We start from the raw sequence: 21,999 nt of genomic DNA on the forward strand, positions 1-21,999 counted from the left end.
ACACGGCACGGCGGCGAGAACGAAAATCCGTGGAGAACGCGCGAGAGCGGTCAGCCTGTGGAGGACGAACCGGCGGACGTCAGGCCGCGACCACGTACGGCGCGTACGACACCCGGATCTTGTTCACCTTGGGCAGCGCGACCGCCAGACAGTAGCCCTGACCAGGGTTCTTGGCGAAGAAGTCCTGGTGGTAGTCCTCGGCGCGGGAGAACGGTCCGAGCGGCTCGATCGTGGTCACGATGCCGCCCTCCCAGTACTCGGACGCCCGCTCGCGCGCGGCCTCGAACAGCGCCCGCTGCTCGTCGCCGTCGAAGAACATCGCCGACCGGTACTGCGTGCCGACATCCGCGCCCTGCTTGTTCAGCTGCCGCGGGTCGTGCAACGTGAAGAAGACGTCGAGGATCACCTCGGCCGGGATGACCTCCGGGTCGAAGGTCACGGCGACGGCCTCGGCGTGCCCGGTCGTGCCGGTGCACACCTCCTCGTAGCTCGGGTCGGCGGTGGTGCCCCCGGTGTAGCCGGACACCACGTCCTGCACCCCGCGGAGCACGCGGTAGACGGCGTCGAGGCACCAGAAGCACCCGCCGGCGAGGACGAAAGTCTGCATCGGTCCATCCCTTCGATCGGTCCGGCCTCCATTCTGCTACGCCCACGCCGCTCCACGAGCTTGACGGCGGGATGCGCGACACAGCGCCGCCGCTCCACGGACCGAACGGTCCGCCCCGTTACCATCGCGGCATGCAGTGGTGGAATGACTTCGTCGATTGGCTCAACTCGTCGGACGCGCAGCCCGTGGTCTTCAATGCCGCGGTCCTCGCGATCGCCGTCATCGTCTCCGGACTGCTCGCCGCGTGGATCGCGCGCGGCGCCCTCCGTGGACTCCTCTCGCGCACCGACCGTCAGCAGAAGGCCAGCGCGATCGCCGCGCTCGTCGACGCGGCGACCGAGGCGTCCGTCTGGAACTCGCTGACCCCGGCCGAGCAGGTGCTCTCCGACCGCGCGGTGGGACAGGCCGACATCCTCGTGCGGCTCCTGCCGATCAAGGGCTCGGGCATCGCCGCGAACTGGGCGGGCCACCAGCTCGCCGAGATGAAGCGCGCGTCCGCGACGTTCGGCTACCAGCTCGACCCGGCCGTGGCGGAGTTCCGCGACCGGCTCATCGAATGGCAGAACAAGCCGGGACGTGCGCGCCGCATCTTCCAGGGCGACCTGGAGCGCTGGCGCTTCGAGAGCGCGGACCCGAACAACACCGTGATGGTCCAGCAGGACGCGTGGGTCGCGCAGCAGCACCACGAGCAGTACACGGCGCCGGCAGCGACCGAGGAGACGGTCCCGACCGCGACCTACGCTGCTCCCGCTGCCGCCGCCCCGGTGGCCAGCGCTCCGGTGGCCAGCACCCCCGCCGCGCACACCGACCCCTCGTTCACGTCCGCCAACTACCCCACCGCGGGCGGCGCCAACGACGAGGTCCCGCTCCCGGTGTCCGCGTTCGCGGCGTCCGGCGACGAGAACGACGCCACTCCGCGCTTCGGCCAGCCCGTCGGCTGACGCTGCCAACGGAGGACTCCGTCCTCCCGCCGCGGCGTGCCGTCAGCTACCGGAGGACATCCCGGCCACCCGGCCCCGGATCTCCTCCGCTGCCAACCCCCGCCGCAACCCCGCAGCCAACGGAGGACGCGCGCCCCGAGCCAGGCCGAAACTCCTCCGCTAGCCCACCCCCGGCACCACGTCGCCCCGGATGTCCTCCGTTACCGACGCCGGGCGTCGTTCAGCGGCTGTAGTCCCCGCGAGTCATCCACCAATCGTCGAACTTGCTAGCGGGCACCCGGCGCTTGTGCTCGGTCGCCAGGTAGCGCGTCTCGATCGCCGCCGCGACATCGTCCGCGACCTCCCGGCCCTCCAGGAAGTCGTCGATGTCGCTGTACTGGATGCCGAGGTTGGCCTCGTCGGTCTGGCCGGGCTCGTGGTCGAGGAGGTCGGCCGTCGGCGCCTTCTCGTAGAGGCGCGCCGGCGCCTGAAGGTGCTCCAGCAGCGCGCGGCCCTGGCGCTTGGTGAGGCCGCTGAGCGGCAGCACGTCGGCGCCGCCGTCGCCGTACTTGGTGAAGAAGCCGGTCACGGCCTCCGCCGCGTGGTCGGTGCCGACCACCAGCAGGCGCCGCTGGCCGGCGATGGCGTACTGCGCCACCATCCGAACGCGCGCCTTCACGTTGCCCTTGTTGAAGTCGGTCATCGCTTCGCCGACGGCGTCGCCGAACTCGGCGTACACCCCGTCCACGCCGCGCTGGATGTTGAACTCGATGGTGCGCTGCGGCCGGATGAAGCTCAGCGCGAGCTGCGCGTCGTCCTCGTCGTGCTGCACACCGTACGGCAGGCGCACCGCGATGAACTCGGCCTCGACGCCCTCGGCGGCGAGCCGTTCGACCGCGAGCTGGCAGAGCCGTCCGGCGAGGGAGGAGTCCTGCCCTCCGCTGATCCCGAGCACGAACCCGGAGGCCCCTGTCGCCCTCAGGTAGCGCGCGAGGAAGTCGACGCGTTCGGCGACCTCCTCTGCGGCGTCGACGCTCGGCGTCACGTTCAGCTCGTCGATGATCCTGGCCTGGAGTTCACGCATGCTGCCACGATACTGGGCGCGGATTTCGTCCGTGTGAACTCCCCGCACGCGGGGCGGCCGCTCTAGCATCGGCCGCATGAACCCGCTCGTCGGAACGATCGTCCTCGTGCCGCTGCTGGCCGTCGTCGCCGCCCTCGTCGCCTCGGTGGTGGGGAGGGTGGCGAAGATCCCGCTCGTGGTTTTCGAGATCCTGCTCGGCATCCTGGCCGGCCCGAGCGTGCTGGGCTGGGTGCCGGCCTCGGACGCGCTGCACGCGGTCGGACAGTTCGGCCTGGCCTTCCTGTTCTTCATGGCGGGCAACGAGATCGACTTCCACGCGATCCGCGGCCGGCCGCTGCGCCGCGCCTCCCTCGGCTGGGTGATCTCGCTGGCTGTCGGCGTGCTGCTCGGCGTGCTGCTCGCGCCGAACCCGATCGCCGGCGTCTACGTCGGGATCGCGCTGTGCTCCACCGCGCTCGGCACGCTCATGCCGATGCTGCGCGACGCCGGCGAGCTGCGCACTCCGTTCGGCCTCGCCGTCACGGCCGTCGGCGCGGTCGGCGAGTTCGGGCCGCTGCTGGCCATCTCCCTGTTCCTCTCCGGGCGCAGGCCGCTCGCCGCGGCGCTGGTGTTGATCGCGTTCGCGGTGATCGCGGCCGGGGCGGTGTGGTTCGCGGCGCGGGGAGGCCACGAACGGTTCCACGCGCTCGTGCGCGCCACCCTGCACACCAGCGGGCAGTTCGCCGTCCGCGTCGTGGTGCTGGCCATCGCCGCGCTGGTCGGGCTGAGTCTCGCGCTCGGCCTGGACATGCTGCTCGGCGCGTTCGCCGCCGGCGTCGTCGTGCGCGTCCTGCTCTCCGGCGCGGCCGAGGAGGACGCGAAGCTCATCGAGACCAAGCTGGAGGCCGTGGCGTTCGGCGTGCTCGTCCCGGTGTTCTTCATCGAGACCGGGATCACGTTCGACCTGCGCGGGCTCCTCGCCGATCCGCACGCGCTGCTCCTGCTGCCGATCTTCCTGGTGCTGCTGCTGGTCGTGCGCGGGCTCCCCGGCTCGCTCGCGGCCCCGCGCGGCTCGACGTTCGCCGACCGGGCGTCGCTCACGCTGTTCAGCGCGACCGGGCTGCCGATCATCGTCGCCGTGACGAACATCGGACTGAAGGACCACGACCTGACCTCCGGGACCGCGACCGCGCTGGTCGGCGCCGGGATGCTGTCGGTGCTGATCTTCCCGGTCGTCGCGCTGCTGCTGCGGCAACGCTCGGCGGACGGCGGAGTGCGGCCTCCCGATCCGGATCGCATCCCGGTCGTGGGCTGAGACCGGATCACGGCACGCGCGTGACCGCTCGGGCGAGGATGGCCGTGGTGAGCGCCTCCACCGGTTCGCGCGCGGCGGACGGGTTGGAGAGCAGCGTGAAGTCCACATGGCCGAGCTCCGGGAGGGAGAACCGGTTGCTGACCTTGATGAGGTCGGTGGGGATGAGCGAGCGCGGGAACACCGCGACCCCGAGGCCCGCGCGCACGGCGGCGAGGACGCCGTTGACCTCGCGCGTGTTGCAGGTGATGCGCCAGGTGCGGCCGGCGGCCTCCAGCGCCTCAATCGTGATCTGACGGCTGAGGCTCGGCCCCTGGTAGGCGATCAGCGGGACCGGCTGGTCGGGTTCCAGCGCCGTCTTCTCCTGCCCGATCCAGACCAGCTCGTCGGTCGCGACCACGGTGCCGTCGGTCGTGCCGGGGTTCTGCTTGATGAAGATGAGGTCGAGCTGGCCCGCCTTCAGCCGCCGGTGCAACGGCGCGGACTGGTCGACGGTGAGCTCCAGGTTGACCTGCGGGTTCTGCTGCCGGAAGTGCCGGAGGATGCGTGGCAGGGTCGTGATCGCGAGGTCGTCCGCCGCGCCGAACCGGAGCCTCCCGCGCATCGCCGACCCGCTGAAGTAGCTGTCTGCCTCGGCGTGGGCGGCGAGGATCGTGCGGGCGAACCCGGCCATCGCGTCACCGTTGTCGGTCAGGCGCACCTCCCGGGTGTCGCGCGAGACGAGCTGGCGCTTGGCGGCCTGCTCCAGCCTCCTGACGTGCTGGCTGACGGTCGGCTGGCTGATGCCCAGCCGCTGGGCCGCGCGCGTGAACGAGCGCGTGTCGACGACCGCGAGGAACGTGCGCAGCAGGACGGGGTCGAACATCGGTGCTCCGTTCAGCGGTAGCGGTTTCCGAACTACTATTCGGAAACCCAATGGGAGTTATAGGTTCAATTCGCTGAAAGAATAGCGCCGATTCCGTAGCGTGGGAGGAGAACTCGAACAGACCATACGGAACCAGGAACGCAGGAACGACTCGTGGCGAACTCCACAGCAGCGGCAGCCCCGCCCACCGGCCCCATGCAGACCCTCAGCGCACGCCCGCCGTGGCGCGAGACCTTCATCTCGCTGCGGGTGACCAACTACCGCCGCTTCGCCGCAGGCAACCTCGTCGCGAACACCGCCGTCTGGATGCAGCGCATCGCGATGGACTGGCTGGTGCTCCAGCTCTCCGGCAGCGTCGCGGCGGTCGGCGTCACCGTGTTCATGCAGTTCACGCCGATGCTGCTGTTCGGGCTGTGGGGCGGCGTCATCGCCGACCGGTACTCGAAGCAGCGCCTCCTGATCTGCACGCAGTCGGCGGCGGCCGCGCTGGCCGCGCTGCTCGCGACCCTCACACTCACGAACGCCGTGCAGGTCTGGCACGTCTACGCGATCTCGTTCGTGCTCGGCCTCGTGACCGTCGTGGACAACCCGGCGCGCCAGGTCTTCGTCAACGAGCTGGTCGGCCCGAAATACCTGCGCAACGCGATCAGCCTCAACTCCTCGATCTTCCAGCTCGGCGGCCTCATCGGCCCCGCGCTCGGCGGCATCCTGATCACCGCGGTGGGCGGAGGCTGGTCGTTCGTGATCAACTCGGCCGCCTGCCTGGCCGTGGTCGGCGCGCTGTTCAGCCTCCGCACGAAGGAGCTGCACCACTCCCCCGCGGCTCCGCGCGGCAAAGGCCAGCTCGCCGAGGGGATGCGGTACGTGCGACGCAAGCCGGTCATCTTCTGGACCGTGGTGATGGTCGCGGTGCTGGCGGTCTTCGCGTTCAACATGCCGGTGTTCCTGGCCGCCTACGCCAACGACGTGTACGACGTCGGGGCGCGCGGCTACGGGATGTTCAACGCGCTCGTGGCCGCCGGCGCGCTGGCCGGGGCGCTGGCCTCCACCCGCCGCACGTCGGTGCGCCTCTCGATGATGGTCGGCACGGCCGCGGCCCTCGGCGTCGTGCAGGCCCTCGCTGGACTTGCGCCCTCCCAGATCGCGTTCAGCGTGCTCCTCGTCGGAATCGGCGTCGGCAACCTGCTCTTCATCACGGCGGCGAACTCGCTGGTGCAGATGTCGTCGAACGTCCAGATCCGCGGCCGGGTGATCTCGCTGTACATCCTGGTGCTGCTCGGCGGCCAGGCGATCGGCGGCCCGCTGATGGGCTGGGTGGTGGAGTCCGTCGGGCCGCACATCGCGATGGTCATCTCCGGGCTGGTGCCGGCGGCCGCCGCTGTCGTGGTCGCGTTGATGATCGCGCGGCACGCCAGCCTCCGGCTGCGGTTCGGGCTGCGCGGACGGCGGCCGGTGATCGCGATCGTGAACCGGGCGGGGAAGGCGGGCGCGACTCTCTGACCCGCTGGACGGGGAGCCCGGGAGGCCTGCGGTATCGTGGAGGCCGCGCCCCCGTAGCTCAGCGGATAGAGCAGGAGCCTTCTAATCTGGGATTCGCATGTTCGCGTCCTCGGGGATCTTGCCGGTGGCAAGCCAGTCGGCGTCGTGCTGGGTCATCAGGGCGAGCTGCTTGAGGTAGAAGCCCTTTGGCATGGAGCGTCCGTTGACCCAGTTACCGATGGTGTTGGAGTGGACTCCTAGACGTTCTGCGACGTCTTCCTTCTTGAGTCCAGCATCGCGGATGGCCTTCTGAATCCGGTCGGCCATCGTGAACACATACCGGGGGTCGGGGCCTCCCGTGTAGTGGTTCGTCTGAATGCTCATACCCACATGATGCCTGGACGCACAAACTTGTGCAAGAGCATTTGTGAGGGATTCCACAAACGTTGTCGGGACCCTCTATATGGAATCCCCATTTTTGTGGATTCCATTGTGTAACGCAGCAACTTGTGCGAACCTGTCGCTTGTGGAACCCACAAATAACGAGCTGATCGGGACCAACGAAGCGTCCAAGATCCTCAACATCGACCGCACCGGCGTCATCCGCCGCGTTGCCGCTGGCGAGCTCGTACCGGTGCAGAAACTGCCCGGTACTCGCGGAGCCTACATCTTCAATCGCTCCGACGTGGAAGAACTCGCGAAAGCCACGTCGGCCGCGTAACCAACGCATGGCGGTGCGGGGCCCGAAACCCCTGCGACCGCCTTGACTGAAAGGGCAGTCGTCATGGAACGCATCATCTTCGACACTGACGGGATCGAGCCGGTCGCCGTGATCGAGGTCGGAGACGTGGTGGAAGCCGCGAAAAACACCGAGACGATCACGGCTCCCCTGGTCGCTTACAACGGCCTCCTCTACATCGGGCAGTCCGGTCGGAGCCTCGACTACTACCAGCGGAACGGTTTCCGTCTGCGTCTGGTGGCCCGGTCGTGATCGTGATGCACGACGACACCACCACCCCAACTCACGCGCACTGCCTTGCAGTGCTCGCAGCGATCATCCGCCTCCATGACGGCGGCCTGGAACTGGAGGGCACAGCCTGATGGAACTCACTGAAGCGCAGCAGAAGGCGATGGACGACCTGGACAATGCGCCCGAGTACGTGAAGATCGCGCTGAAGGAAGCCGCCGGCATCACGGAGGCCGCGAGGGTGCCCGAGTCGACGATCGCGAGGCTGGACGCCGTTGTCGCCGGGCTCATGCACCCGAAGGTCGCCCTGTGGCTCGTGAAGCACGGCTTCCTCCCGCCGATCGCCGGGGTGGAGATCGCCACACTCGACATCAAGATTCACGCGGCAATCGCCCGTGCGGGCGCGGATTCGTGAAGGTGGCGACTCTCGTGTTCGGACGTAATGGGTCGTGGTTCTTCGCGGAAGAGCATGTGCTGTTCAACCGGACGATGCGTCGGCTCGACGCGATCGCCGCTGAGGAGGACGTGCTGCCGGAGGAGGTGCCGTGCTGATGGAACAGACCGACTCCGATGTGGAGATCATCGAAGCGCTCGACTTCGAACCTGACGTGGCGTGCGAGTGGAAGACCGCCTCAGGCGAGAACGCCGACTGGTACGCGATCTGCCGCGACTGCAAGGGCGTCTACTCGATCTGCGAGTCTCACCGCGTTCGGTGGGCGGCGGCGATCCAGACCCAGGGTGCATTCCTCGGGTGCAGCCAGCGGCACATCATGCAAGTCGAAGACGGCTTCGAGTTCCTACCGGTGAGGCCGGCTCATGGCCACCACTGAGACGGTCGAGGACGTCGCCCTGGCGCCGGGGGACGAGGTGGATGTCCCGTGCGAGATCCGGTCGCCGCGGACGTGTAAGAAGCCCGCGCTGTGGTGGTTCGTCTGCCGGGTCTGCTCGGTGCCGACGTCGCTGTGCGAGACGCACAAGAAGAACGCGTACAAGCTCGTGGCGCTTGCCGGGTATGTGCCTCTGTGTGAGCGGTGCACGAACACGGGTGAGGCGGTCGATGAGGTCTGGCGTGTGATCCCGATCGGAGCCCTGTGATGGCTGTGCAGGTGGCGTCGTTCACGGTGAATGGGAAGCCGGTCCCGCAGGGGTCGAAGACGGTGTTCATGGTGAAGGGCAAGCCGGTGCTGGCGGATGCCAACTCGAAGGAGCTGAAGCCGTGGCGCCAGAAGGTGGCGCAGGTGGCGCTGCACGCGGCGTCGCATGTGAGCGCGCGGGAGGTGCCGGTGGCTGTGCACGCGGTGTTCACGTTCGAGCGGCCGAAGACGGTGAAGCGGGAGTACCCGACCGTCAAGCCGGACCTGGACAAGCTGATCCGTTCCGTGTTCGACGCGATCACGGACGCGGGGTTGTGGGCGGACGACTGCCAGGTGGTGGACATGCGTGTGACGAAGCAGTACGGGGAACGGCCTGGCGTGCAGGTGCGCGTCGGGGAAATCAGAGAAGGAGAGCAGGGCTGATGGGTCACAGAGAGCGCAAGGCGCGGAAGCGCGCCGGGATCAAGTTCAGCAAGCCGGCGAAGGTCGGCACCCCGCTCGAGCTCCGTGCGATCAACACGGTGACGAAGAAGGTCGACGAGGTGCTGATGACGGTCCCTTCAGGTCGCGGGAAGAAGCGGATCAAGCGGCACCAGGACGTGATCGCGGGGTTCACACGATGGGGATGAAGTTATCGGTCGCGTCGAACGTGGCGGACTCGCGGACGGGTCGCCGGCATGGCCGGGTGAAGAAGGTTCTGGTGGAGAAGGAGCCGATCTTCATTCGTGGCGTGAAGGTCGGTGAGCAGGTGATCTCGGAACGGTTCGTCGTGGAGTGGTCGGACGGGGAGAAGACGGAGCACGAGTACGGCGAGTTGTCGGCTCGGTACACGAGCCAGTCGAAGGACTGGAAACCGGAGACATACGGACGAAGGGAAGAGGAACAGTGACGGTCAACATCAGCGGGCAGCTGCCGGCGGAGGCGCAGAACGGCATGGTCGCGATCGAGGAGGACTGGCTGGGCGATCGCACGCCGGACCCGATCGTCGCGGTCGTGATCATCGAGCGCGCCGGGTTCAAGTTCGATGACGCGAAGCAGGAGCGTCGCGCGACGATGAAGTTCACCCACATCGAGCCGATGGACGGCGAAGCCGCGGGTGATGCTCGTGTCCTACTGGAGAACGCGTGCAGCGCTCGCGGCGGTGAGCCGTACCGGCGGCCGGAGCCGGACGCAGAGCTCGACATCCCGGAGGACGAGACGCCGGAGGATCTGACGCCGGCTCTGGGTTCTCCGTTCGATTCGGGTGATGCAGCGTGAAGGCCAAGAAGTTGCGTGTGCCTGCTCGGGTCGCGTCAGAGCGTCGTCAGATCGAGGCACGGTACAACCTGTCGGCGCGTGAGTGGTTCCCGTACCTGCGTCAGCGCCTCCTCGCCTCCCGGCCCGTGATCGAGTCGTTCGTCGTGAACGACTATGCGACCGGGACCGAGCGCACCGTGTTCGTGTACGGGAAGCCGACGTTCCGGAACGTGCTGCAGAAGGACGGGTCGATCGTATGACCGACATTCTTCTCCCGGGTGCGCTGGCCGAGCTCGAGTCACGCGCGGGTGCGTCCGACGCGGATCGGCCGGCGTGGCTGGCCGAGCGTCGGCTGGGTATAAGTGCCACGGAGATCCGCGACCTGTACCTGAAGAAGATCAGCTTCCAGAAGCTGATCGACCAGAAGCTGGGTCGCATCCCGGAGGGCTCGGATCGTCGCGGGAAGGCTGCGGCGTGGGGGCATGAGCGGGAACCGGAGATCGCGGTTGAGGTGCTTGCCCGCTACAACATGGTCCCGGAGTCGAGGGTTATCCACGCGGCGGATGATCCGCGGAAGTTGGCGTCTCCGGATGGCGTGGGCTTGAACTTCGATGAGCAGGTGCAGATCGCGGAGATCAAGACGCACGGGCTGACGGTGAATATCGAGCCTGGGTCGAAGGAGTTCGACGCGAAGGGCTACTTCCTGCAGATGGTGTGGCAGATGCGTGTGCTGGGCGCGAGGCGGTGCCTGTATGCGATCGAGCAGCGTCTCGTGGCTGGCAGCTGGTATGAGCCGGGTGCGCAGCAGTTCTTCTGGGTCGAATGGGACGAGAAGGCTCAGCAGCTCGCGGCGGAACTGGATGCGCTGGCTGATCGGTTCCTGGCGGCGTTGGATGCGGCGGCTGGTGAGGACTGGAGTCCGGAGCCGGTCGATGAGGAGTTGGACACGCACGCCGTGAACTATCTGCGTGCACTGGAGTTGGAGCGTGAGGCGAAGGCGTTGAAGGCGCCGGCGTGGGCGGCGATGCTCGCGGCCGGGAAGTCGCAGACGTCGGCGCTGGCCCGGGTCACGTACTCCCCGGCCGTGTCGACGGTGGAGACGGTCCCGGACGTCCAGGCGGCTGTTGCCGCTGACCCATCCTTGGCGGCGCACCTGGATGCTGCTCAGGAGCGCTGGGAGGCGCACCAGGCGAAGTTCACGAAGGAAGTCCCTGTGGAGGGACGGCCGCGGCTCACTGTGACCGCGGTGAAGCAGAGAGAGGAAACGGACTGATGTTTGTTCCACGAGGTGGGGATATCGGTAAGGAGATCGAGACGCGGGAGCTGGAGCCGGTGAAGGAGCCGTTGACGGTTCCGCAGCCTGAGGAGGTGCCGGCATGAGCGAGTTCGATGGGATGGATCTCTCGTCGAAGGATGACGTGTACGGCACTCGTTCGTTCCGCGTCGACAAGCTGGGCCGGCTGACGGGTGTGACGTTCAGCACGAGCGTGTGGCGTCCGGGCGTGAACACGGCAGTCTGCCTGTCGGAGAGCCGGGTCTTCGAGGTCCGCGGCAATCCGAAGCTGTACGAGGCGTTGACGGGGATGACCCCGGGTGAAGCGCTTGCGTTGCAGCGGAAGCGTGAGAGGGATCACGGTCAGCGTCCGGAAGGCGTCGTCGGGGTGATCTACAACCAACTGGCCTACGGCGTGAATGCGAACTACTACCCTCCGGTGATCCTCGGCTCTGGCGGCGGCATGTATGTGCCCGACCCGGACTCATTGTCGGACATCGACAAGAAGCGGCTGAGCGAAGTTCCGCACCCGATCGATCACTGTCAGCACGGGTTCTACGGCTACTACGAGGGCTCGAACGACTACGGGCCGAAGATGCACGGCGGCGGTTACGTCAACGGTGTGATCCAGGCGTCGGGTGCGACGACTCTGGGGACGCGTGGGTTCCGTACGTCGATGGCGGAGATCGTGGCCATCCACCTGCCGGCTGATGCGGTGGTTCCGGTGCATCTGCTGGTGCGCAGGAACTACCCGGATGTGCCGGTGTTCTCGACGTTCGAGTCGATGGTGTCGGAGTTCCCGCCGTCGTCGGGTGAGGCGAAGGTGGGTCCGGATGCGGATCCTGAGTTCTGGGACCGGCCCGTATGAGTGCGCTGGAGTGGGTGCTGGTCGTGTACTGGTGGGCCGCGATCATCTTCGGTGGTGTGGGTGCGCTCTGGTACTACCGGACAAAGCCGCGCACGGAGGAGGAAATCAGACGGTCGTTCCGTCGCGCGGTCTGGCGAGCGACGACGATGCGGTGGGTGTGCATCGTCGGGGCGATCCTGGCTGTTGAGATCGCCCTGGTCACGCGTGACTACTGGTTGCTGGCGTACGTGCTCGCTGCGGTGTCCTGGTATTGGTCGACGTTCTCGTGGGTGCGTTCCGCGGCCAGCTGGCGTGACCACCGGCTGATGATGCTCGACATGGACCGGAAGCTTGAGTCGCTGAAGCAGACGATCCGCTTCGCCAACGGCGGCATAACGATCAACGGTGGCGGGACGATCAACAACATCAAGATCACGGGTGGTGGTTCCTGATGGCCGCCCACGAGAACCTCGCTGCTGCTCTGGCAGCGTTCCAGACCGAACTGCCGACGATCAAGAAGGACAACCAGGCGAAGGTCGAGACGCGCAACGGCGGCGAGTACAAGTACCAGTACGCGGATCTGGCGGACATCAGCCCGAGGGTGCTGCCTCTGCTGGGGAAGCATGGTCTGTCGTGGACGACGAAGCCGACGTTCACGGTGAACGGCTTCGTCCTCGCCTACCGGTTGAAGCATGAGTCTGGTGAGTCGGTGAAGGGTGAGTATCCGCTGCCGGATCCGTCGACTCCTCCGCAGCAGCTCGGTAGCGCGATCACGTATGCACGCCGGTATGCGTTGTGTGCGGTGACGGGTGTTGCGCCTGGTGGGGATGACGATGATGCGGCGTCGGCTCCAGCTGCACCGCGTCAGTCTCGGCCGGCTGCGAAGTCGAAGCCCGCACCTGCTGCTCCGTCGGTGCCTGTGGCGACGGTGGATTGGGCGGCGCAGATCATTGATGCGACGTCGGAGGAGCAGCTGCGTCAGGTGCACAAGTTGGTGGAGGATGCGGGTGAGTTGGGGCGCATGTTCGATCCGCAGTATGCGGAGCACCTGTCGGCGCTGATGATTGTGCATCGTCTACCGATGCCGCCGGCTGATGTGAAGGTGGGGCAGGTGATCGCGGCGGTTCGCCACGCGATCCTGGTCGATTCCTCTCCTGAGCCGGAATCGGATGATGCGCCGATGGCTCTGGGTGATCCGGTGACGGAGTGGGAGACTGCCGAGCCGGGTTCGGGTGTGCGGTTCGAGGAGACTCCGGAGCCATGAGCGGCCGGCCTGCCGAGTTGGGGATCCCGTATCACCGAACTGGAAACTCGGCGGAGTACATGCACGAGTACCGCCTGCGTGCACTGTCAGACGCCGATCTGCTGAAGCGTCGTGACGCTGCGCAGAAGCGTGTGGACGACCTGACTGGTGAGATTGATCGTCGCGCCGGCATGACGTGCTGCTGGTGCGGTCGGACGATCGTGCAGGGCATGGCTCGGGTGATCGCACGCGACGCGGTGTGGCATCCGGACTGCTGGGATGGGTGCCTTCGCGCAGAGGGGGTGATGACCTGATGGCTGCCGAGTTGGAGCCGTGGCTGTTGTCGGTGCTGCGGGATGTGGGGCTCGATCACCCGGACCCGGATGTGCCTCTGCATGTGAAGTTGGTGAACACGTTGCACCGTCTGGGGCCTGCTGCGACGCATGGGCAGCGGGTGGTGGCGATGCGGTGGGACTTCAATTGGGAGTTGGAGGAGGCCGGCCGGGTGTTCGCGAAGAAGAAGGCGCTGTACGAGAAGGCGTTCGCGAAGCGGAAGGTTCGTGAGTTGGCGGAGCCGAAGATGTCGGTTGCGAAGGCGGAGGCGATCGCTGAGGCGGATGACGAGATCTTCTCGCTGAAGTTGGAGTATCTGCTGGCGGAGCAGCGTGAGCGTGCGATGCGGAAGTTCCTCGACACCCTGGACGCGGCGCTCGACAATCACCGGACGGATCGGGCGGATCAGCGTGCTGGGGATCGTGCGCATGCGGGTGGTTGGGACGGTGCAGCATGAGCGATCGGATGGCGGAGTTGCTGTTGCGGGCGATCCTCCCGGATTCGCGTGAGGAGACAGCGCAGGAGTGGCGTGGACGTGCTCTGTGCGCGGAGACAGACCCGGAAGTGTTCTTCCCGAACAAGGGCGGGAGCACGCGCACGGCGAAGGCGCTCTGTGCGAAGTGCGAGGTCCGGGAGCGGTGCTTGCAGTGGGCTCTGGACAATGACGAGCGCACAGGGATCTGGGGTGGCCTGTCGCCGCGGGAGCGGTTCAAGTTGAGGCCGCATCCGTCGCGGGCTCGGTTCACGCATGGGTCGGTTTACGGCTATGTCAACAAGGGTTGCCGGGATGAGCGGTGTCCGGGGAATCCGGAGACGGGCCTGACGTGCGCGGAGGCGATGCGCATGCGGAGCAAGGAGAAGTGGGCAGCGACTAAGCAGGCGCGGTCGTGAGCCGGCCGAGGCTGTTGGATCTGTTCTGCTGTGCGGGTGGTGCAGGGATGGGCTACCACCGGGCCGGCTTCGATGTCGTCGGTGTCGACATCGACCCACAACCGAACTACCCGTTCGAGTTCCACCAGGGCGACGCGCTCGAGTACCTGCGTCACCATCGGCATGTGTTCGACGCCGTTCACGCTTCACCGCCGTGCCAGTTGTACTCGACCACCGCGAACGCACATGATGCGAGCGGACACCCTGACCTCGTAGAGCCCACGCGGGGCGCGATCTTGGAGGCCGGGCTTCCGTACGTCATCGAAAACGTTGAGGGCGCTCCGCTGGTCGACCCGCTCCTGCTCTGCGGGACGATGTTCGGGCTGCGGGCCCCGGACGTGGACGACGTGCCGCTCGCGTTGCGCCGGCACCGGCTCTTCGAATCGAACGTTTGGCTCATGGGCGCCGGCGGGTGCGCGCACGACAACACCCAGGTCGCGGGCTCATACACCGGAGGGCGGCACCGCACGCCGGAGCACCGCGACAACCCGGCGCGCCGCGGCGGCTACACGCCCGCGAAGAGCGTCCGCGCTGCGTTGCTCGGCATCGACTGGAAGATGACCGAGCACGAACTCGCCCAGGCGATCCCGCCGGCGTACACGGAGTTCATCGGCGCCCAGCTTATTGAGGCGTTGGCGGTGGCGCTATGAGCACGGATATCCCGGAGAGGGTGTGCGCGATCGTCAGGGCTCGTTCTGGCGGTGTCTGTGAGGTGTGTGGGATGCGTGCTGCGACGCAGATGCATCATCGCCGGCACAGGAGCCAGGGTGTGCTGCATACGCCGTCGAACCTGTTGGATGTGTGCGGGTCGGGGAATCACTCGGGCGATCACGGCAGGGCGCATACGGAGGAAGGGTACGACAACGGCTGGTCGGTTCGGTCGGGTGAGGATCCTCGGCAGACGCCGGTTGTGCATGCTCTGTTCGGTCGTGTCCTGTTGACGGATGACGGTGCCTGGGAGCCGGTTTCGGACCCTAAGGCAGACGAGTACACGGACGGCTGGGTTCTGCCGATTTCGGGTGCAACGAAAGTTGCGGAGATCTGGTGAGCCGTAGGGATCTGGTGGGTTCGGCGCAGATGTTGCGTCGTCTGGTGCGTGCGTATGCTCGCCGGTTCGAGTCTGAGGGTGATGAGCCGGAGTTCGCTTCCCTGTTCGGGCTGCATGCGGAGATTGAGGCGGCTCTGGTGGTGATGGCTGATGTGTTGCGGTCGAGGGATCAGTCGTGGGCTGTGATCGGCAAGTCGGTGGGGATGACGGGTGAGGGTGCCCGGAAGCGTTGGAATCGGAAGGAGAGCGCGTGAGCGTGAAGGTGTCTTCGTGGGTGTGGCATGACGAGGCCACATCGGGGATCAACGGCAACGAGATGATCCTGCTGTTGGCGTTGGCGGATGTCGCTGACGACAATGGTCGGTGCCGGTTCGTGGCCGAGGAGGAAGGGCTGACGTATGACGCTTTGGCGGTGAAGGCTCGGGTGGATCGGCGGACGATTGAGCGGCTGATTCCGAGGCTGCGTGAGCGTGGTCTGGTGTCTCATGTGCGGGGGTCGAAGGTGCGTCCGAATGAGTTCGCGATCCTGGTTCCGTGGGCTCAAACGTCCACCGACAAAGTGTCGGGGAACGGTTCGGATTCCCCGACAGCGGGAACAACATTCCCCGACAGCGGCGACATTGGTACCTCCCTTAAACGTATAGACGTAATTCGTGACGATAAGCCTCGACGTGGTTCGAGGATCACGGAGGGATGGAAGCCGTCTGAAGGGTTGATCCGATGGGCTCGGCAGCATTGCCCGAGTGTGGGTCCGGTCGAGTCCGCGAACTTCGTCGACTACTGGTTGGCTCGTCCGGGTCAGGGCGGTCTGAAGTTGGATTGGGATGCGACGTGGCGGACGTGGATGCGTCGCGCTCACCAGTCGAATGTGGAGCGGGGTTGGGTTCCGTCGTCGCAGCCGGAGTTGGTGGCTGTGCCGTCATGGGTGGCGCAGTTGCGGATCCCGGCTGACGAGTACCTCGAGCGGCGGGACGAGGTCGATTGGGTGGCGGAGATGGAACGCCGAGCACGGGAGGCGTCGTGAGCGAGCCGATGGTGTTTCCGATGTTCGGTCACCCGATCGCGCGTACGGACAGCGACGAGCGGTTTACACCGAAGTGGGTCTTCGATGCTCTAGGCGAGAACTTCGATCTTGATCCGGCGAGCCCTGTCGACGCCGTGACGCATGTGCCTGCCCGTGCGGTGTTCACGCGAGATGACGACGGGCTGATGCAGCCCTGGCACGGATTCGTCTGGGTGAATCCGCCATTCTCCAATTCGACACCGTGGGCTGAGCGGTTCCTATCGCACCGGGATGGGATCTGGCTGGGCCCGTTCGCGAATGCGAAGTGGCTGAACCGCATGCTGCGTGAGGCGGACGGGATCTGGCTGATGCGTGATTTCGCGTTCGAACACCCCACGCATGCAGGGAAACGCTCGAGCATGCCGCTGGCGATGTTTGCACTCGGGAGTCGTGGACGCGACGCGCTTATCCGTGCGTCCAGGGCTGTTCCCGATGCTGGCGTTCTCGTCGATCGCGTGGAGGCGTCGTGAGCGAGCCGATGGAGATCGAGTTGGACGACCGCACGATTCTGGCGTGGCCGTGTGAGAAGCACCAGGCCTACTTCGAGCAGGGTCTCATCGTGCTCACCTGCAAGCACTGCAAGCTGGAGCGGGCGTGACCGAAGAACGAGTGCCACCGAGCGATGTGCCAGCCGAGCAGTCCGTGCTCGGTGGGCTGATGCTGTCCCCGGCGTCGGTCTGGGATGTGGTCGGTGTGGTGACTGGGCAGGACTTCTACAGCCCGAAGCATGAGGTCATCTTCGACGCGATCATGCAACTGCACGCGGCGAATCAGCCGTGCGATGTGATCAGTGTGTCCGACCACCTGACGAAGACCGGACAGCTAGGGAAAGCCGGCGGCGCCGAATACCTCCACAGTCTGACGGACTCCCTGCCGACCGCCGCGGCGTTGACGTATTACGCCGGCATCGTCGCTGAACGTGCTGTGCTGCGGCGTCTGGTCGAGGCCGGCACGCGGGTGGTGCAGTGGGGGTTCGGCGTTGAGGGTGACGCTGACGCGATCGTGGAGCGGGCTCGTGCGGAGATTGACGGTGTGGGCCGGTTGACGCGTTCGAAGGTGGAGAACGTGGCGGCGTCGTTCGGTCGGGTGATGCGTGACCTGGATGAGCCGCCGAAGGCTGTCCCGACGCCGTGGCACAACCTGGATTCGCTGATCGTGGGTCTGCTGCCCGGGAAGCTGTACGTGATCGGTGCCCGCCCGGGTGACGGGAAGACGATCATGGGCCTGCAGTTCGCGCGGGCGATGGCGGCACGCGGGAATGTGGCGTTCTCGTCGTTGGAGATGGTCGAGGACGAGCTGACGCAACGGCTGATCGCGTCGATGGCGGACGTGGATTTGGGTGACCTGAATCGGCACCAGTTGACACAGGCACAGTGGGAGGCTGTGGCGACGGTGAAGGGTCGGATCACGCCGATGCCGTTGTTCGTGGATGACCGGCCGGGGTTGACGATCACGCAGGTGAAGGCGTGGGCACGGTCGGTGTCGCGGAAGGGCCCCCTGGGTGGTGTGGTTGTCGACTACCTACAGCTGGTGAACGGCACAGGCCCGCGGCAGTCCCGCTATGAAACCGTGTCCGAGGTCGCGCGGGAGCTGAAGAACATGTCGAAGGAGTTGGCGTGCCCGGTGGTGGCGTTGTCGCAGTTGACGCGTGGTGACACTGGCCCTGGTAAGGGGAAGCGTGAACCGATCCTGTCGGACCTGAAGGAGTCCGGCGAGATCGAGCAGGCGGCGGATGTGGTGGCTCTGCTGCACCGTCCGCTGGATGACGGTAGCCCCCCGAAGCCGTCGAACGAGTTGAAGGTGATCGTGGCGAAGAACCGTTCGGGGCGGACGGGTGTGTGCTATCTGCGCTGGGAGGCACGGTTCGCGCGGGTGACGGTGAAGCCGGTAGTGCCGGTGTACGAGGAAAGGGAGAACTGATGGCATATGTGAATGGGCATGCGCCCGCTGAAGTGATGGCAGGTCTGTACAAGATCCGCGCGCAGCTGTCGGAGCAGATCTACGAAGCGAACACCGAGATATCGGCATACGTGGACGGTGACGATTCGAAGCAGCTCGCGGAGCGCATCGCGGACTGGCTGATGAGCTCGAACTACCTCAGCGAGGCCTTCTTCGACAGCGTGCCGGACACGGAGGAGGGCTGATGTTCCGCTTCCTGATGGCGTTCGTGCAGGCAGCATCGGCGATCCTCGAGCGCGGGGCTGCGAAGTGGGTCGAGGATGCGAAGTCGTATCCGCAGCGTGAGTTCTACCGCGGCTACGAACAGGGCATCCGTGACGCGCAGAATTGGCCGGCGTACGCGCGCACTTACGTCGACGGCAAAGAGAGCCGCCGTCAGCAGTACCCGAACGAATGAGCGCATGGACGATGACGAAGCGCTGCTGATGCTCAACGAGCGTCGAGCGGCCAGAGCACTCGAGAAAGCACCGGAGCTGATCGGTTACATCCGCTCTCTGGTTATCCCGGGTGGCGGTGTCCAGGATGGGACACCGCGTGCGCCGAAGTCTGATCCGCCGTTGCCGTTCCGTGCGGACGCGATGGACGACTCGGACAGGCTGTTCCGCATCCTACTGTGGTGGTCGGACAGGTGGCTGGGTCAGATGCAGGTGAAGCCGATCCCGTCTGAGTTCCACGGGTGGCGGATCGACGGTGACACTTGGGGTTTCCCGGCGAATGTGACGCCGGCTGGTGCGCAGTCGTTGACCTATGTGGCGTCACGGTGGCTGATCCGCCAGCATCCGTCGATCCTGAGTCTGCCGCAGGCTGGAACGTATTTCGACCGGGTGTCGGAGGAGGTTGGGCGGTTGCGCGGCTCCTATCCGATGGCGCCGCGGCCGCCGCGTCGTGCTCTGCGTCGGGAATGCTCGGTGTGTGGTGAGCATGAGGTGGTGGCTCGGATTCCGCAGGATGTGCGGGACACGGAGGTGTTCTGCATGAATTGCGGGTTCGAGATCGAGTACGAGTCGTATGCGGGACTGGTGGAGGGATGGCTGAAATGAAGGAAATGCAGGACAAGTACGTTGCCGCCACGCGGAGTGACGACTCGGCTGAGTGGTTCGCGGAGTCGATCACCGAATTGGTCAAAGACTGGAGGATAGATCTGGAGACGCTCACGATCCAGCCCTGGCCTGAAGAGACAGACGGGACGAGGTTTGCGTGGCACCTGTCATTCAGAGGCGAACGACGAGCGAGGATGGCCCTGAAATGACGAGCTATGACGATGCGAAGCAGGAGTGGCAGAAGTCGTTCAGGTCTGAGTTCGAGATGTACCCCGACATGCAGGACGAAACGCTATTCGCGCTTGAATACATCGCGCGATCGCTCGACAAGGTGCTCACGAACTCGCGATTCGCAGGCCGTGAATGATCGCCTATACCTGACGGTGCCGGAGGCAGCGAAACGGGTAAAGCGCAGCGCACGAACGATCGAGCGCTGGATCGAATCAGGTGACCTGGAAGTGGTGGTGTGGTGGTCGAACGTCCGCTACATCCACATTGACGACCTCCTGCGGGTCTACCGGTCGAGATTCACGGCCGGAACGCACCGCATGAGCCCGCAGCAGATCGGTGCACGTCTGGCGAAGAAATACCGACGTGGTTGACATCCAATGTCAGAACGTTCCGCTATGATCTTGCTAGGCAAGCGCGCACCCTCCGACCGGGTGCGCGTTCTGCGTTTAAGGACCATCCGGCACCCTTAGCCGGATTCAAGCCGCGCGACCTGCGGTGCCTTTCGGGAGGCGAAACGGTCGGCTCCGGTGGGGTGTGTCGTGCGGTCGATCCGTTCCGTGAAGGGCACCCATCATGCAGTTCTCCGCTAGGTGCAACCTGCGCACCCCACCAGTGACCTTCGCACCCGGGAGGTTCGCATGCTCGACACCATCCCGGACATCGAACTGCTCATCGAGCTCGTCGACATGGAGGATCTGCGCTGCGGTGACGTGAATCACCCGCGCGGGATCTCGTTCCACACCGCTGAAGCGTCCGCCGAGTTCCTCATCGTCGCACCGTGCTGCGGCGATCGTGGGCTGTTGTGCCGCACACGCTCGTACTACCTGAAGTACCAGGCGGCGACGATCCACTGCATGCGCTGTGACGCGCGCTGGGCTCCAGACCGGTATCAGTTCATTCCACTGCCGGGGGTGCTTCCGATATGACCGACGACCTTCGTCTCGCACAATTCGGCCAGTTCACACCGGAAGGCACACTCCAGCCCGGCTACGGCGACCACTACGTCTTCTTCGTCGGCCGTGACGACGTGCACAGCATCCTGCTCTGGCTGCTCACCCATGAGACTCTCGCGCTCAGGCTGAACATGTTCGGCTACGACGACGAGGAACTCAACGACGCCATCGTGGACCTGATCGGCCGGCCGTCGATCTTCGTCCAGGGCACCCTGGACAGGTCACAAGCCTCCGGTGTGCACGAGCGGAAGATCCTGCTGGCGAATCAGGCCGAACCGGACTGGTCCGCATCGTTCGTTGTCGGCCAGTCGACCACGCACCAGATCAGCCACACCAAGGGCGGTGTGCTGTCCGGCCTCGGCATCGGGTTCGAAGGATCCACGAACTGGTCAGCATCCGGTGAAGGCACCGGGGTGTCACTGAAAGCCGACGTCGCGAACCCTGCAGGGTTCAAGGCGCAGAACAACACCCTGCTGCTGTCGACGAACCCGGTCTACTTGTCGAGGTTCAGCGCACGCCTCGACGCGGAGCACAAGATCGCGTTGCAGCAGCAGCGCGACCGCGAGGCACGAACATGACGCTGGCACCCGCACCGTCCCACCCGGTCGAGGATGTGCGGATCATCGAACATGCCGACCAGTGCGACGACCACTGCGGCGCGCAAGCGTACGTCCGCGTCTACATATACGTGGACCGCGACAAAGACCAGCTGCGCGGTGTGCTGCACTTCTGCGCCCACCATTGGCGCGACCACGCCGACAAGCTGTACACGATGGCCCTCGACGGCAGCTGCGGCATCCTCGACGAACGACACTGGCTCACATCATGAGCACCCGCGACTACGCGGCCATGTTCCCGCACCCGTGGATGTGGCCGCTCGTCGACCTCGGCATCATCATCCTCAACATGCTCGCACGCGCTGCACGACGCCAGGCGGCGAGACGTGACGCACGCTTCGGTGTGCATGTGAATCACACGGTCTGTCGTCATGGGAGAGCGGTCAATGTCAAGTGAGTTCGACCGCTACTGGAAGTTGCTGACGCGAACGTCCACCACCACCACCACCGAAAGGCACCACCATGAACACCTACACGATCACCTACGGCGACTCCGGGAAGCAGGCCGTCGTCGCGAAGTACTTCCAGCACGACTACGCGGGCGGCTGGATCGCGTTCAAGGACGATGACAACAAGGTCGTCCTGGAGGTCAACGACCGACTGGTCAAGAGCATCGCACGCAACGCTGGCGACTCCACGGTGCGCGCGGCGATCGCTGAGCAGATCAGGAACCACTGCACGCCGTCGCAGGAGGCGTACCAGAAGGGCGGCGACTCGCTCATCGCTGCCGTTGCCGACTGGGTGGAGAATCCGCCTGACTGGGTAACCACAGGCGCGAAGGTGTGGTGAGTGGCACGGCGCAGCGGTAGGCAGTGGCGTCGTAACCGCGACATCATCCGAGCCAACGCGGAACGATGCTGGCGCTGCGGCCGACCACTCGACCCAACCGTCACATGGGCTGAACGCAGAATCCGACCAG

41 protein-coding genes and 1 pseudogene are annotated in these 21,999 nt (G+C 65.8%); 38 read left to right on the forward strand and 4 right to left on the reverse strand.

Annotated features, from left to right (window positions below; translation table 11 throughout):
• Positions 1 to 79: 79 nt before the first annotated feature.
• The gene (gene msrA, locus ACFRFH_RS11870; protein WP_382463200.1) at positions 80 to 607 is read right to left on the reverse strand and encodes a peptide-methionine (S)-S-oxide reductase MsrA; all 528 of its coding nucleotides are present in this window, start codon (positions 605 to 607) and stop codon (positions 80 to 82) included.
• A 131-nt stretch (positions 608 to 738) separates the two neighbouring features.
• Between msrA and ACFRFH_RS11875 the strand changes: the two genes are divergently transcribed.
• Entirely contained in the window at positions 739 to 1,548 is an 810-nt protein-coding gene (locus ACFRFH_RS11875) for a hypothetical protein (protein WP_382463201.1), read from the forward strand.
• 220 nt (positions 1,549 to 1,768) lie between these two features.
• Here the strand turns inward: ACFRFH_RS11875 and nadE are convergent, their stop codons facing one another.
• On the reverse strand, positions 1,769 to 2,611 hold the full coding sequence (gene nadE / locus ACFRFH_RS11880) for an ammonia-dependent NAD(+) synthetase (protein ID WP_382463202.1): 843 nt from the start codon (positions 2,609 to 2,611) through the stop codon (positions 1,769 to 1,771).
• 76 nt (positions 2,612 to 2,687) lie between these two features.
• On the opposite strand from nadE, the gene ACFRFH_RS11885 reads away from it, so the two are divergent.
• Positions 2,688 to 3,905, forward strand: coding sequence for a cation:proton antiporter (locus tag ACFRFH_RS11885; RefSeq protein ID WP_382463203.1), 1,218 nt, complete (start codon positions 2,688 to 2,690; stop codon positions 3,903 to 3,905).
• Positions 3,906 to 3,912: 7 nt separating this feature from the next.
• On the opposite strand, the gene ACFRFH_RS11890 is transcribed toward ACFRFH_RS11885, so the two are convergent.
• Complete coding sequence (locus tag ACFRFH_RS11890; RefSeq protein WP_382463204.1) at positions 3,913 to 4,767, reverse strand: LysR substrate-binding domain-containing protein; 855 nt, start codon at positions 4,765 to 4,767, stop codon at positions 3,913 to 3,915.
• Positions 4,768 to 4,962: 195 nt separating this feature from the next.
• Between ACFRFH_RS11890 and ACFRFH_RS11895 the strand changes: the two genes are divergently transcribed.
• Complete coding sequence (locus ACFRFH_RS11895; RefSeq protein ID WP_382463402.1) at positions 4,963 to 6,267, forward strand: MFS transporter; 1,305 nt, start codon at positions 4,963 to 4,965, stop codon at positions 6,265 to 6,267.
• An 81-nt stretch (positions 6,268 to 6,348) separates the two neighbouring features.
• Here the strand turns inward: ACFRFH_RS11895 and ACFRFH_RS11900 are convergent, their stop codons facing one another.
• Positions 6,349 to 6,630: a helix-turn-helix domain-containing protein gene (locus ACFRFH_RS11900; RefSeq protein ID WP_382463205.1), complete on the reverse strand. Its 282-nt coding sequence runs from the start codon at positions 6,628 to 6,630 to the stop codon at positions 6,349 to 6,351.
• A gap of 142 nt (positions 6,631 to 6,772) precedes the next feature.
• On the opposite strand from ACFRFH_RS11900, the gene ACFRFH_RS11905 reads away from it, so the two are divergent.
• The 35 genes and pseudogenes from ACFRFH_RS11905 to ACFRFH_RS12075 all read left to right on the forward strand — a co-directional run bounded on the left by ACFRFH_RS11905 (position 6,773) and on the right by ACFRFH_RS12075 (position 21,869).
• Positions 6,773 to 6,967, forward strand: a complete 195-nt coding sequence (locus ACFRFH_RS11905; protein WP_382463206.1) for a helix-turn-helix domain-containing protein — start codon at positions 6,773 to 6,775, stop codon at positions 6,965 to 6,967.
• Positions 6,968 to 7,030: 63 nt separating this feature from the next.
• Positions 7,031 to 7,237, forward strand: a complete 207-nt coding sequence (locus ACFRFH_RS11910; protein ID WP_382463207.1) for a hypothetical protein — start codon at positions 7,031 to 7,033, stop codon at positions 7,235 to 7,237.
• Positions 7,238 to 7,346: 109 nt separating this feature from the next.
• Positions 7,347 to 7,628 (forward strand): hypothetical protein, encoded by a 282-nt coding sequence (locus tag ACFRFH_RS11915; RefSeq protein ID WP_382463208.1) that lies wholly within the window; start codon positions 7,347 to 7,349, stop codon positions 7,626 to 7,628.
• A 2-nt stretch (positions 7,629 to 7,630) separates the two neighbouring features.
• On the forward strand, positions 7,631 to 7,765 hold the full coding sequence (locus tag ACFRFH_RS11920; protein ID WP_382463209.1) for a hypothetical protein: 135 nt from the start codon (positions 7,631 to 7,633) through the stop codon (positions 7,763 to 7,765).
• Positions 7,765 to 8,043, forward strand: coding sequence for a hypothetical protein (locus ACFRFH_RS11925; protein ID WP_382463210.1), 279 nt, complete (start codon positions 7,765 to 7,767; stop codon positions 8,041 to 8,043). The genes ACFRFH_RS11920 and ACFRFH_RS11925 overlap by 1 nt, the downstream gene beginning before the upstream one ends.
• Positions 8,030 to 8,308 carry a hypothetical protein gene (locus ACFRFH_RS11930; RefSeq protein ID WP_382463211.1) on the forward strand — a complete coding sequence of 93 codons (279 nt, stop codon included), beginning with the start codon at positions 8,030 to 8,032 and terminating at the stop codon, positions 8,306 to 8,308. Before ACFRFH_RS11925 ends, ACFRFH_RS11930 begins: the two co-directional genes overlap by 14 nt.
• Positions 8,308 to 8,730, forward strand: a complete 423-nt coding sequence (locus tag ACFRFH_RS11935) for a RusA family crossover junction endodeoxyribonuclease (protein WP_382463212.1) — start codon at positions 8,308 to 8,310, stop codon at positions 8,728 to 8,730. The genes ACFRFH_RS11930 and ACFRFH_RS11935 overlap by 1 nt, the downstream gene beginning before the upstream one ends.
• Entirely contained in the window at positions 8,730 to 8,936 is a 207-nt protein-coding gene (locus ACFRFH_RS11940) for a hypothetical protein (RefSeq protein WP_382463213.1), read from the forward strand. The genes ACFRFH_RS11935 and ACFRFH_RS11940 overlap by 1 nt, the downstream gene beginning before the upstream one ends.
• A gap of 56 nt (positions 8,937 to 8,992) precedes the next feature.
• Positions 8,993 to 9,196: a hypothetical protein gene (locus ACFRFH_RS11945; RefSeq protein WP_382463214.1), complete on the forward strand. Its 204-nt coding sequence runs from the start codon at positions 8,993 to 8,995 to the stop codon at positions 9,194 to 9,196.
• A complete protein-coding gene (locus ACFRFH_RS11950) occupies positions 9,193 to 9,564 on the forward strand; it encodes a hypothetical protein (protein WP_382463215.1) in 372 nt (123 codons plus the stop codon). The genes ACFRFH_RS11945 and ACFRFH_RS11950 overlap by 4 nt, the downstream gene beginning before the upstream one ends.
• Positions 9,565 to 9,581: 17 nt before the next feature.
• Positions 9,582 to 9,803 (forward strand): hypothetical protein, encoded by a 222-nt coding sequence (locus tag ACFRFH_RS11955; RefSeq protein ID WP_382463216.1) that lies wholly within the window; start codon positions 9,582 to 9,584, stop codon positions 9,801 to 9,803.
• Entirely contained in the window at positions 9,800 to 10,816 is a 1,017-nt protein-coding gene (locus ACFRFH_RS11960) for a YqaJ viral recombinase family protein (RefSeq protein WP_382463217.1), read from the forward strand. The genes ACFRFH_RS11955 and ACFRFH_RS11960 overlap by 4 nt, the downstream gene beginning before the upstream one ends.
• 103 nt (positions 10,817 to 10,919) lie before the next feature.
• On the forward strand, positions 10,920 to 11,684 hold the full coding sequence (locus ACFRFH_RS11965) for a hypothetical protein (protein ID WP_382463218.1): 765 nt from the start codon (positions 10,920 to 10,922) through the stop codon (positions 11,682 to 11,684).
• Positions 11,681 to 12,115, forward strand: a complete 435-nt coding sequence (locus ACFRFH_RS11970; protein ID WP_382463219.1) for a hypothetical protein — start codon at positions 11,681 to 11,683, stop codon at positions 12,113 to 12,115. Before ACFRFH_RS11965 ends, ACFRFH_RS11970 begins: the two co-directional genes overlap by 4 nt.
• A complete protein-coding gene (locus ACFRFH_RS11975; protein ID WP_382463220.1) occupies positions 12,115 to 12,927 on the forward strand; it encodes an ERF family protein in 813 nt (270 codons plus the stop codon). Before ACFRFH_RS11970 ends, ACFRFH_RS11975 begins: the two co-directional genes overlap by 1 nt.
• Positions 12,928 to 12,986: 59 nt before the next feature.
• Positions 12,987 to 13,220 carry a hypothetical protein gene (locus ACFRFH_RS11980; protein WP_382463221.1) on the forward strand — a complete coding sequence of 78 codons (234 nt, stop codon included), beginning with the start codon at positions 12,987 to 12,989 and terminating at the stop codon, positions 13,218 to 13,220.
• Positions 13,220 to 13,696 (forward strand): hypothetical protein, encoded by a 477-nt coding sequence (locus ACFRFH_RS11985; protein WP_382463222.1) that lies wholly within the window; start codon positions 13,220 to 13,222, stop codon positions 13,694 to 13,696. Before ACFRFH_RS11980 ends, ACFRFH_RS11985 begins: the two co-directional genes overlap by 1 nt.
• A gap of 8 nt (positions 13,697 to 13,704) precedes the next feature.
• A pseudogene (locus ACFRFH_RS11990) lies at positions 13,705 to 13,959 on the forward strand (WhiB family transcriptional regulator); the annotation flags it as partial.
• 167 nt (positions 13,960 to 14,126) lie between these two features.
• On the forward strand, positions 14,127 to 14,819 hold the full coding sequence (locus tag ACFRFH_RS11995; RefSeq protein ID WP_382463223.1) for a hypothetical protein: 693 nt from the start codon (positions 14,127 to 14,129) through the stop codon (positions 14,817 to 14,819).
• Positions 14,820 to 15,213: 394 nt separating this feature from the next.
• Positions 15,214 to 15,471, forward strand: a complete 258-nt coding sequence (locus ACFRFH_RS12000; RefSeq protein ID WP_382463224.1) for a hypothetical protein — start codon at positions 15,214 to 15,216, stop codon at positions 15,469 to 15,471.
• On the forward strand, positions 15,468 to 16,241 hold the full coding sequence (locus tag ACFRFH_RS12005; protein WP_382463225.1) for a hypothetical protein: 774 nt from the start codon (positions 15,468 to 15,470) through the stop codon (positions 16,239 to 16,241). Before ACFRFH_RS12000 ends, ACFRFH_RS12005 begins: the two co-directional genes overlap by 4 nt.
• Positions 16,238 to 16,750, forward strand: coding sequence for a DNA N-6-adenine-methyltransferase (locus tag ACFRFH_RS12010; RefSeq protein WP_382463226.1), 513 nt, complete (start codon positions 16,238 to 16,240; stop codon positions 16,748 to 16,750). Before ACFRFH_RS12005 ends, ACFRFH_RS12010 begins: the two co-directional genes overlap by 4 nt.
• Entirely contained in the window at positions 16,747 to 16,878 is a 132-nt protein-coding gene (locus ACFRFH_RS12015; RefSeq protein WP_382463227.1) for a hypothetical protein, read from the forward strand. The genes ACFRFH_RS12010 and ACFRFH_RS12015 overlap by 4 nt, the downstream gene beginning before the upstream one ends.
• Positions 16,875 to 18,200, forward strand: coding sequence for a replicative DNA helicase (locus tag ACFRFH_RS12020; protein ID WP_382463228.1), 1,326 nt, complete (start codon positions 16,875 to 16,877; stop codon positions 18,198 to 18,200). Before ACFRFH_RS12015 ends, ACFRFH_RS12020 begins: the two co-directional genes overlap by 4 nt.
• A gap of 35 nt (positions 18,201 to 18,235) precedes the next feature.
• Entirely contained in the window at positions 18,236 to 18,424 is a 189-nt protein-coding gene (locus ACFRFH_RS12025; protein ID WP_382463229.1) for a hypothetical protein, read from the forward strand.
• On the forward strand, positions 18,424 to 18,636 hold the full coding sequence (locus tag ACFRFH_RS12030; RefSeq protein WP_382463230.1) for a hypothetical protein: 213 nt from the start codon (positions 18,424 to 18,426) through the stop codon (positions 18,634 to 18,636). Before ACFRFH_RS12025 ends, ACFRFH_RS12030 begins: the two co-directional genes overlap by 1 nt.
• Positions 18,637 to 18,640: 4 nt before the next feature.
• Positions 18,641 to 19,279 carry a hypothetical protein gene (locus tag ACFRFH_RS12035; protein WP_382463231.1) on the forward strand — a complete coding sequence of 213 codons (639 nt, stop codon included), beginning with the start codon at positions 18,641 to 18,643 and terminating at the stop codon, positions 19,277 to 19,279.
• Entirely contained in the window at positions 19,276 to 19,488 is a 213-nt protein-coding gene (locus ACFRFH_RS12040; RefSeq protein WP_382463232.1) for a hypothetical protein, read from the forward strand. Before ACFRFH_RS12035 ends, ACFRFH_RS12040 begins: the two co-directional genes overlap by 4 nt.
• Positions 19,485 to 19,646: a hypothetical protein gene (locus ACFRFH_RS12045; protein ID WP_382463233.1), complete on the forward strand. Its 162-nt coding sequence runs from the start codon at positions 19,485 to 19,487 to the stop codon at positions 19,644 to 19,646. The genes ACFRFH_RS12040 and ACFRFH_RS12045 overlap by 4 nt, the downstream gene beginning before the upstream one ends.
• A gap of 16 nt (positions 19,647 to 19,662) precedes the next feature.
• Entirely contained in the window at positions 19,663 to 19,881 is a 219-nt protein-coding gene (locus tag ACFRFH_RS12050) for a hypothetical protein (RefSeq protein WP_382463234.1), read from the forward strand.
• A gap of 267 nt (positions 19,882 to 20,148) precedes the next feature.
• On the forward strand, positions 20,149 to 20,436 hold the full coding sequence (locus tag ACFRFH_RS12055) for a hypothetical protein (protein WP_382463235.1): 288 nt from the start codon (positions 20,149 to 20,151) through the stop codon (positions 20,434 to 20,436).
• A complete protein-coding gene (locus ACFRFH_RS12060) occupies positions 20,433 to 21,041 on the forward strand; it encodes a hypothetical protein (RefSeq protein ID WP_382463236.1) in 609 nt (202 codons plus the stop codon). The genes ACFRFH_RS12055 and ACFRFH_RS12060 overlap by 4 nt, the downstream gene beginning before the upstream one ends.
• The gene (locus tag ACFRFH_RS12065; RefSeq protein ID WP_382463237.1) at positions 21,038 to 21,292 is read left to right on the forward strand and encodes a hypothetical protein; all 255 of its coding nucleotides are present in this window, start codon (positions 21,038 to 21,040) and stop codon (positions 21,290 to 21,292) included. Before ACFRFH_RS12060 ends, ACFRFH_RS12065 begins: the two co-directional genes overlap by 4 nt.
• Positions 21,289 to 21,477 (forward strand): hypothetical protein, encoded by a 189-nt coding sequence (locus ACFRFH_RS12070; protein WP_382463238.1) that lies wholly within the window; start codon positions 21,289 to 21,291, stop codon positions 21,475 to 21,477. Before ACFRFH_RS12065 ends, ACFRFH_RS12070 begins: the two co-directional genes overlap by 4 nt.
• Before the next feature lie 65 nt (positions 21,478 to 21,542).
• Positions 21,543 to 21,869, forward strand: coding sequence for a hypothetical protein (locus ACFRFH_RS12075; RefSeq protein ID WP_382463239.1), 327 nt, complete (start codon positions 21,543 to 21,545; stop codon positions 21,867 to 21,869).
• Positions 21,870 to 21,999: the final 130 nt, after the last annotated feature.

This window comes from Leifsonia sp. NPDC056824, from assembly GCF_042789575.1.
In the GTDB taxonomy this organism is placed as follows: Bacteria; Actinomycetota; Actinomycetes; order Actinomycetales; family Microbacteriaceae; genus Leifsonia.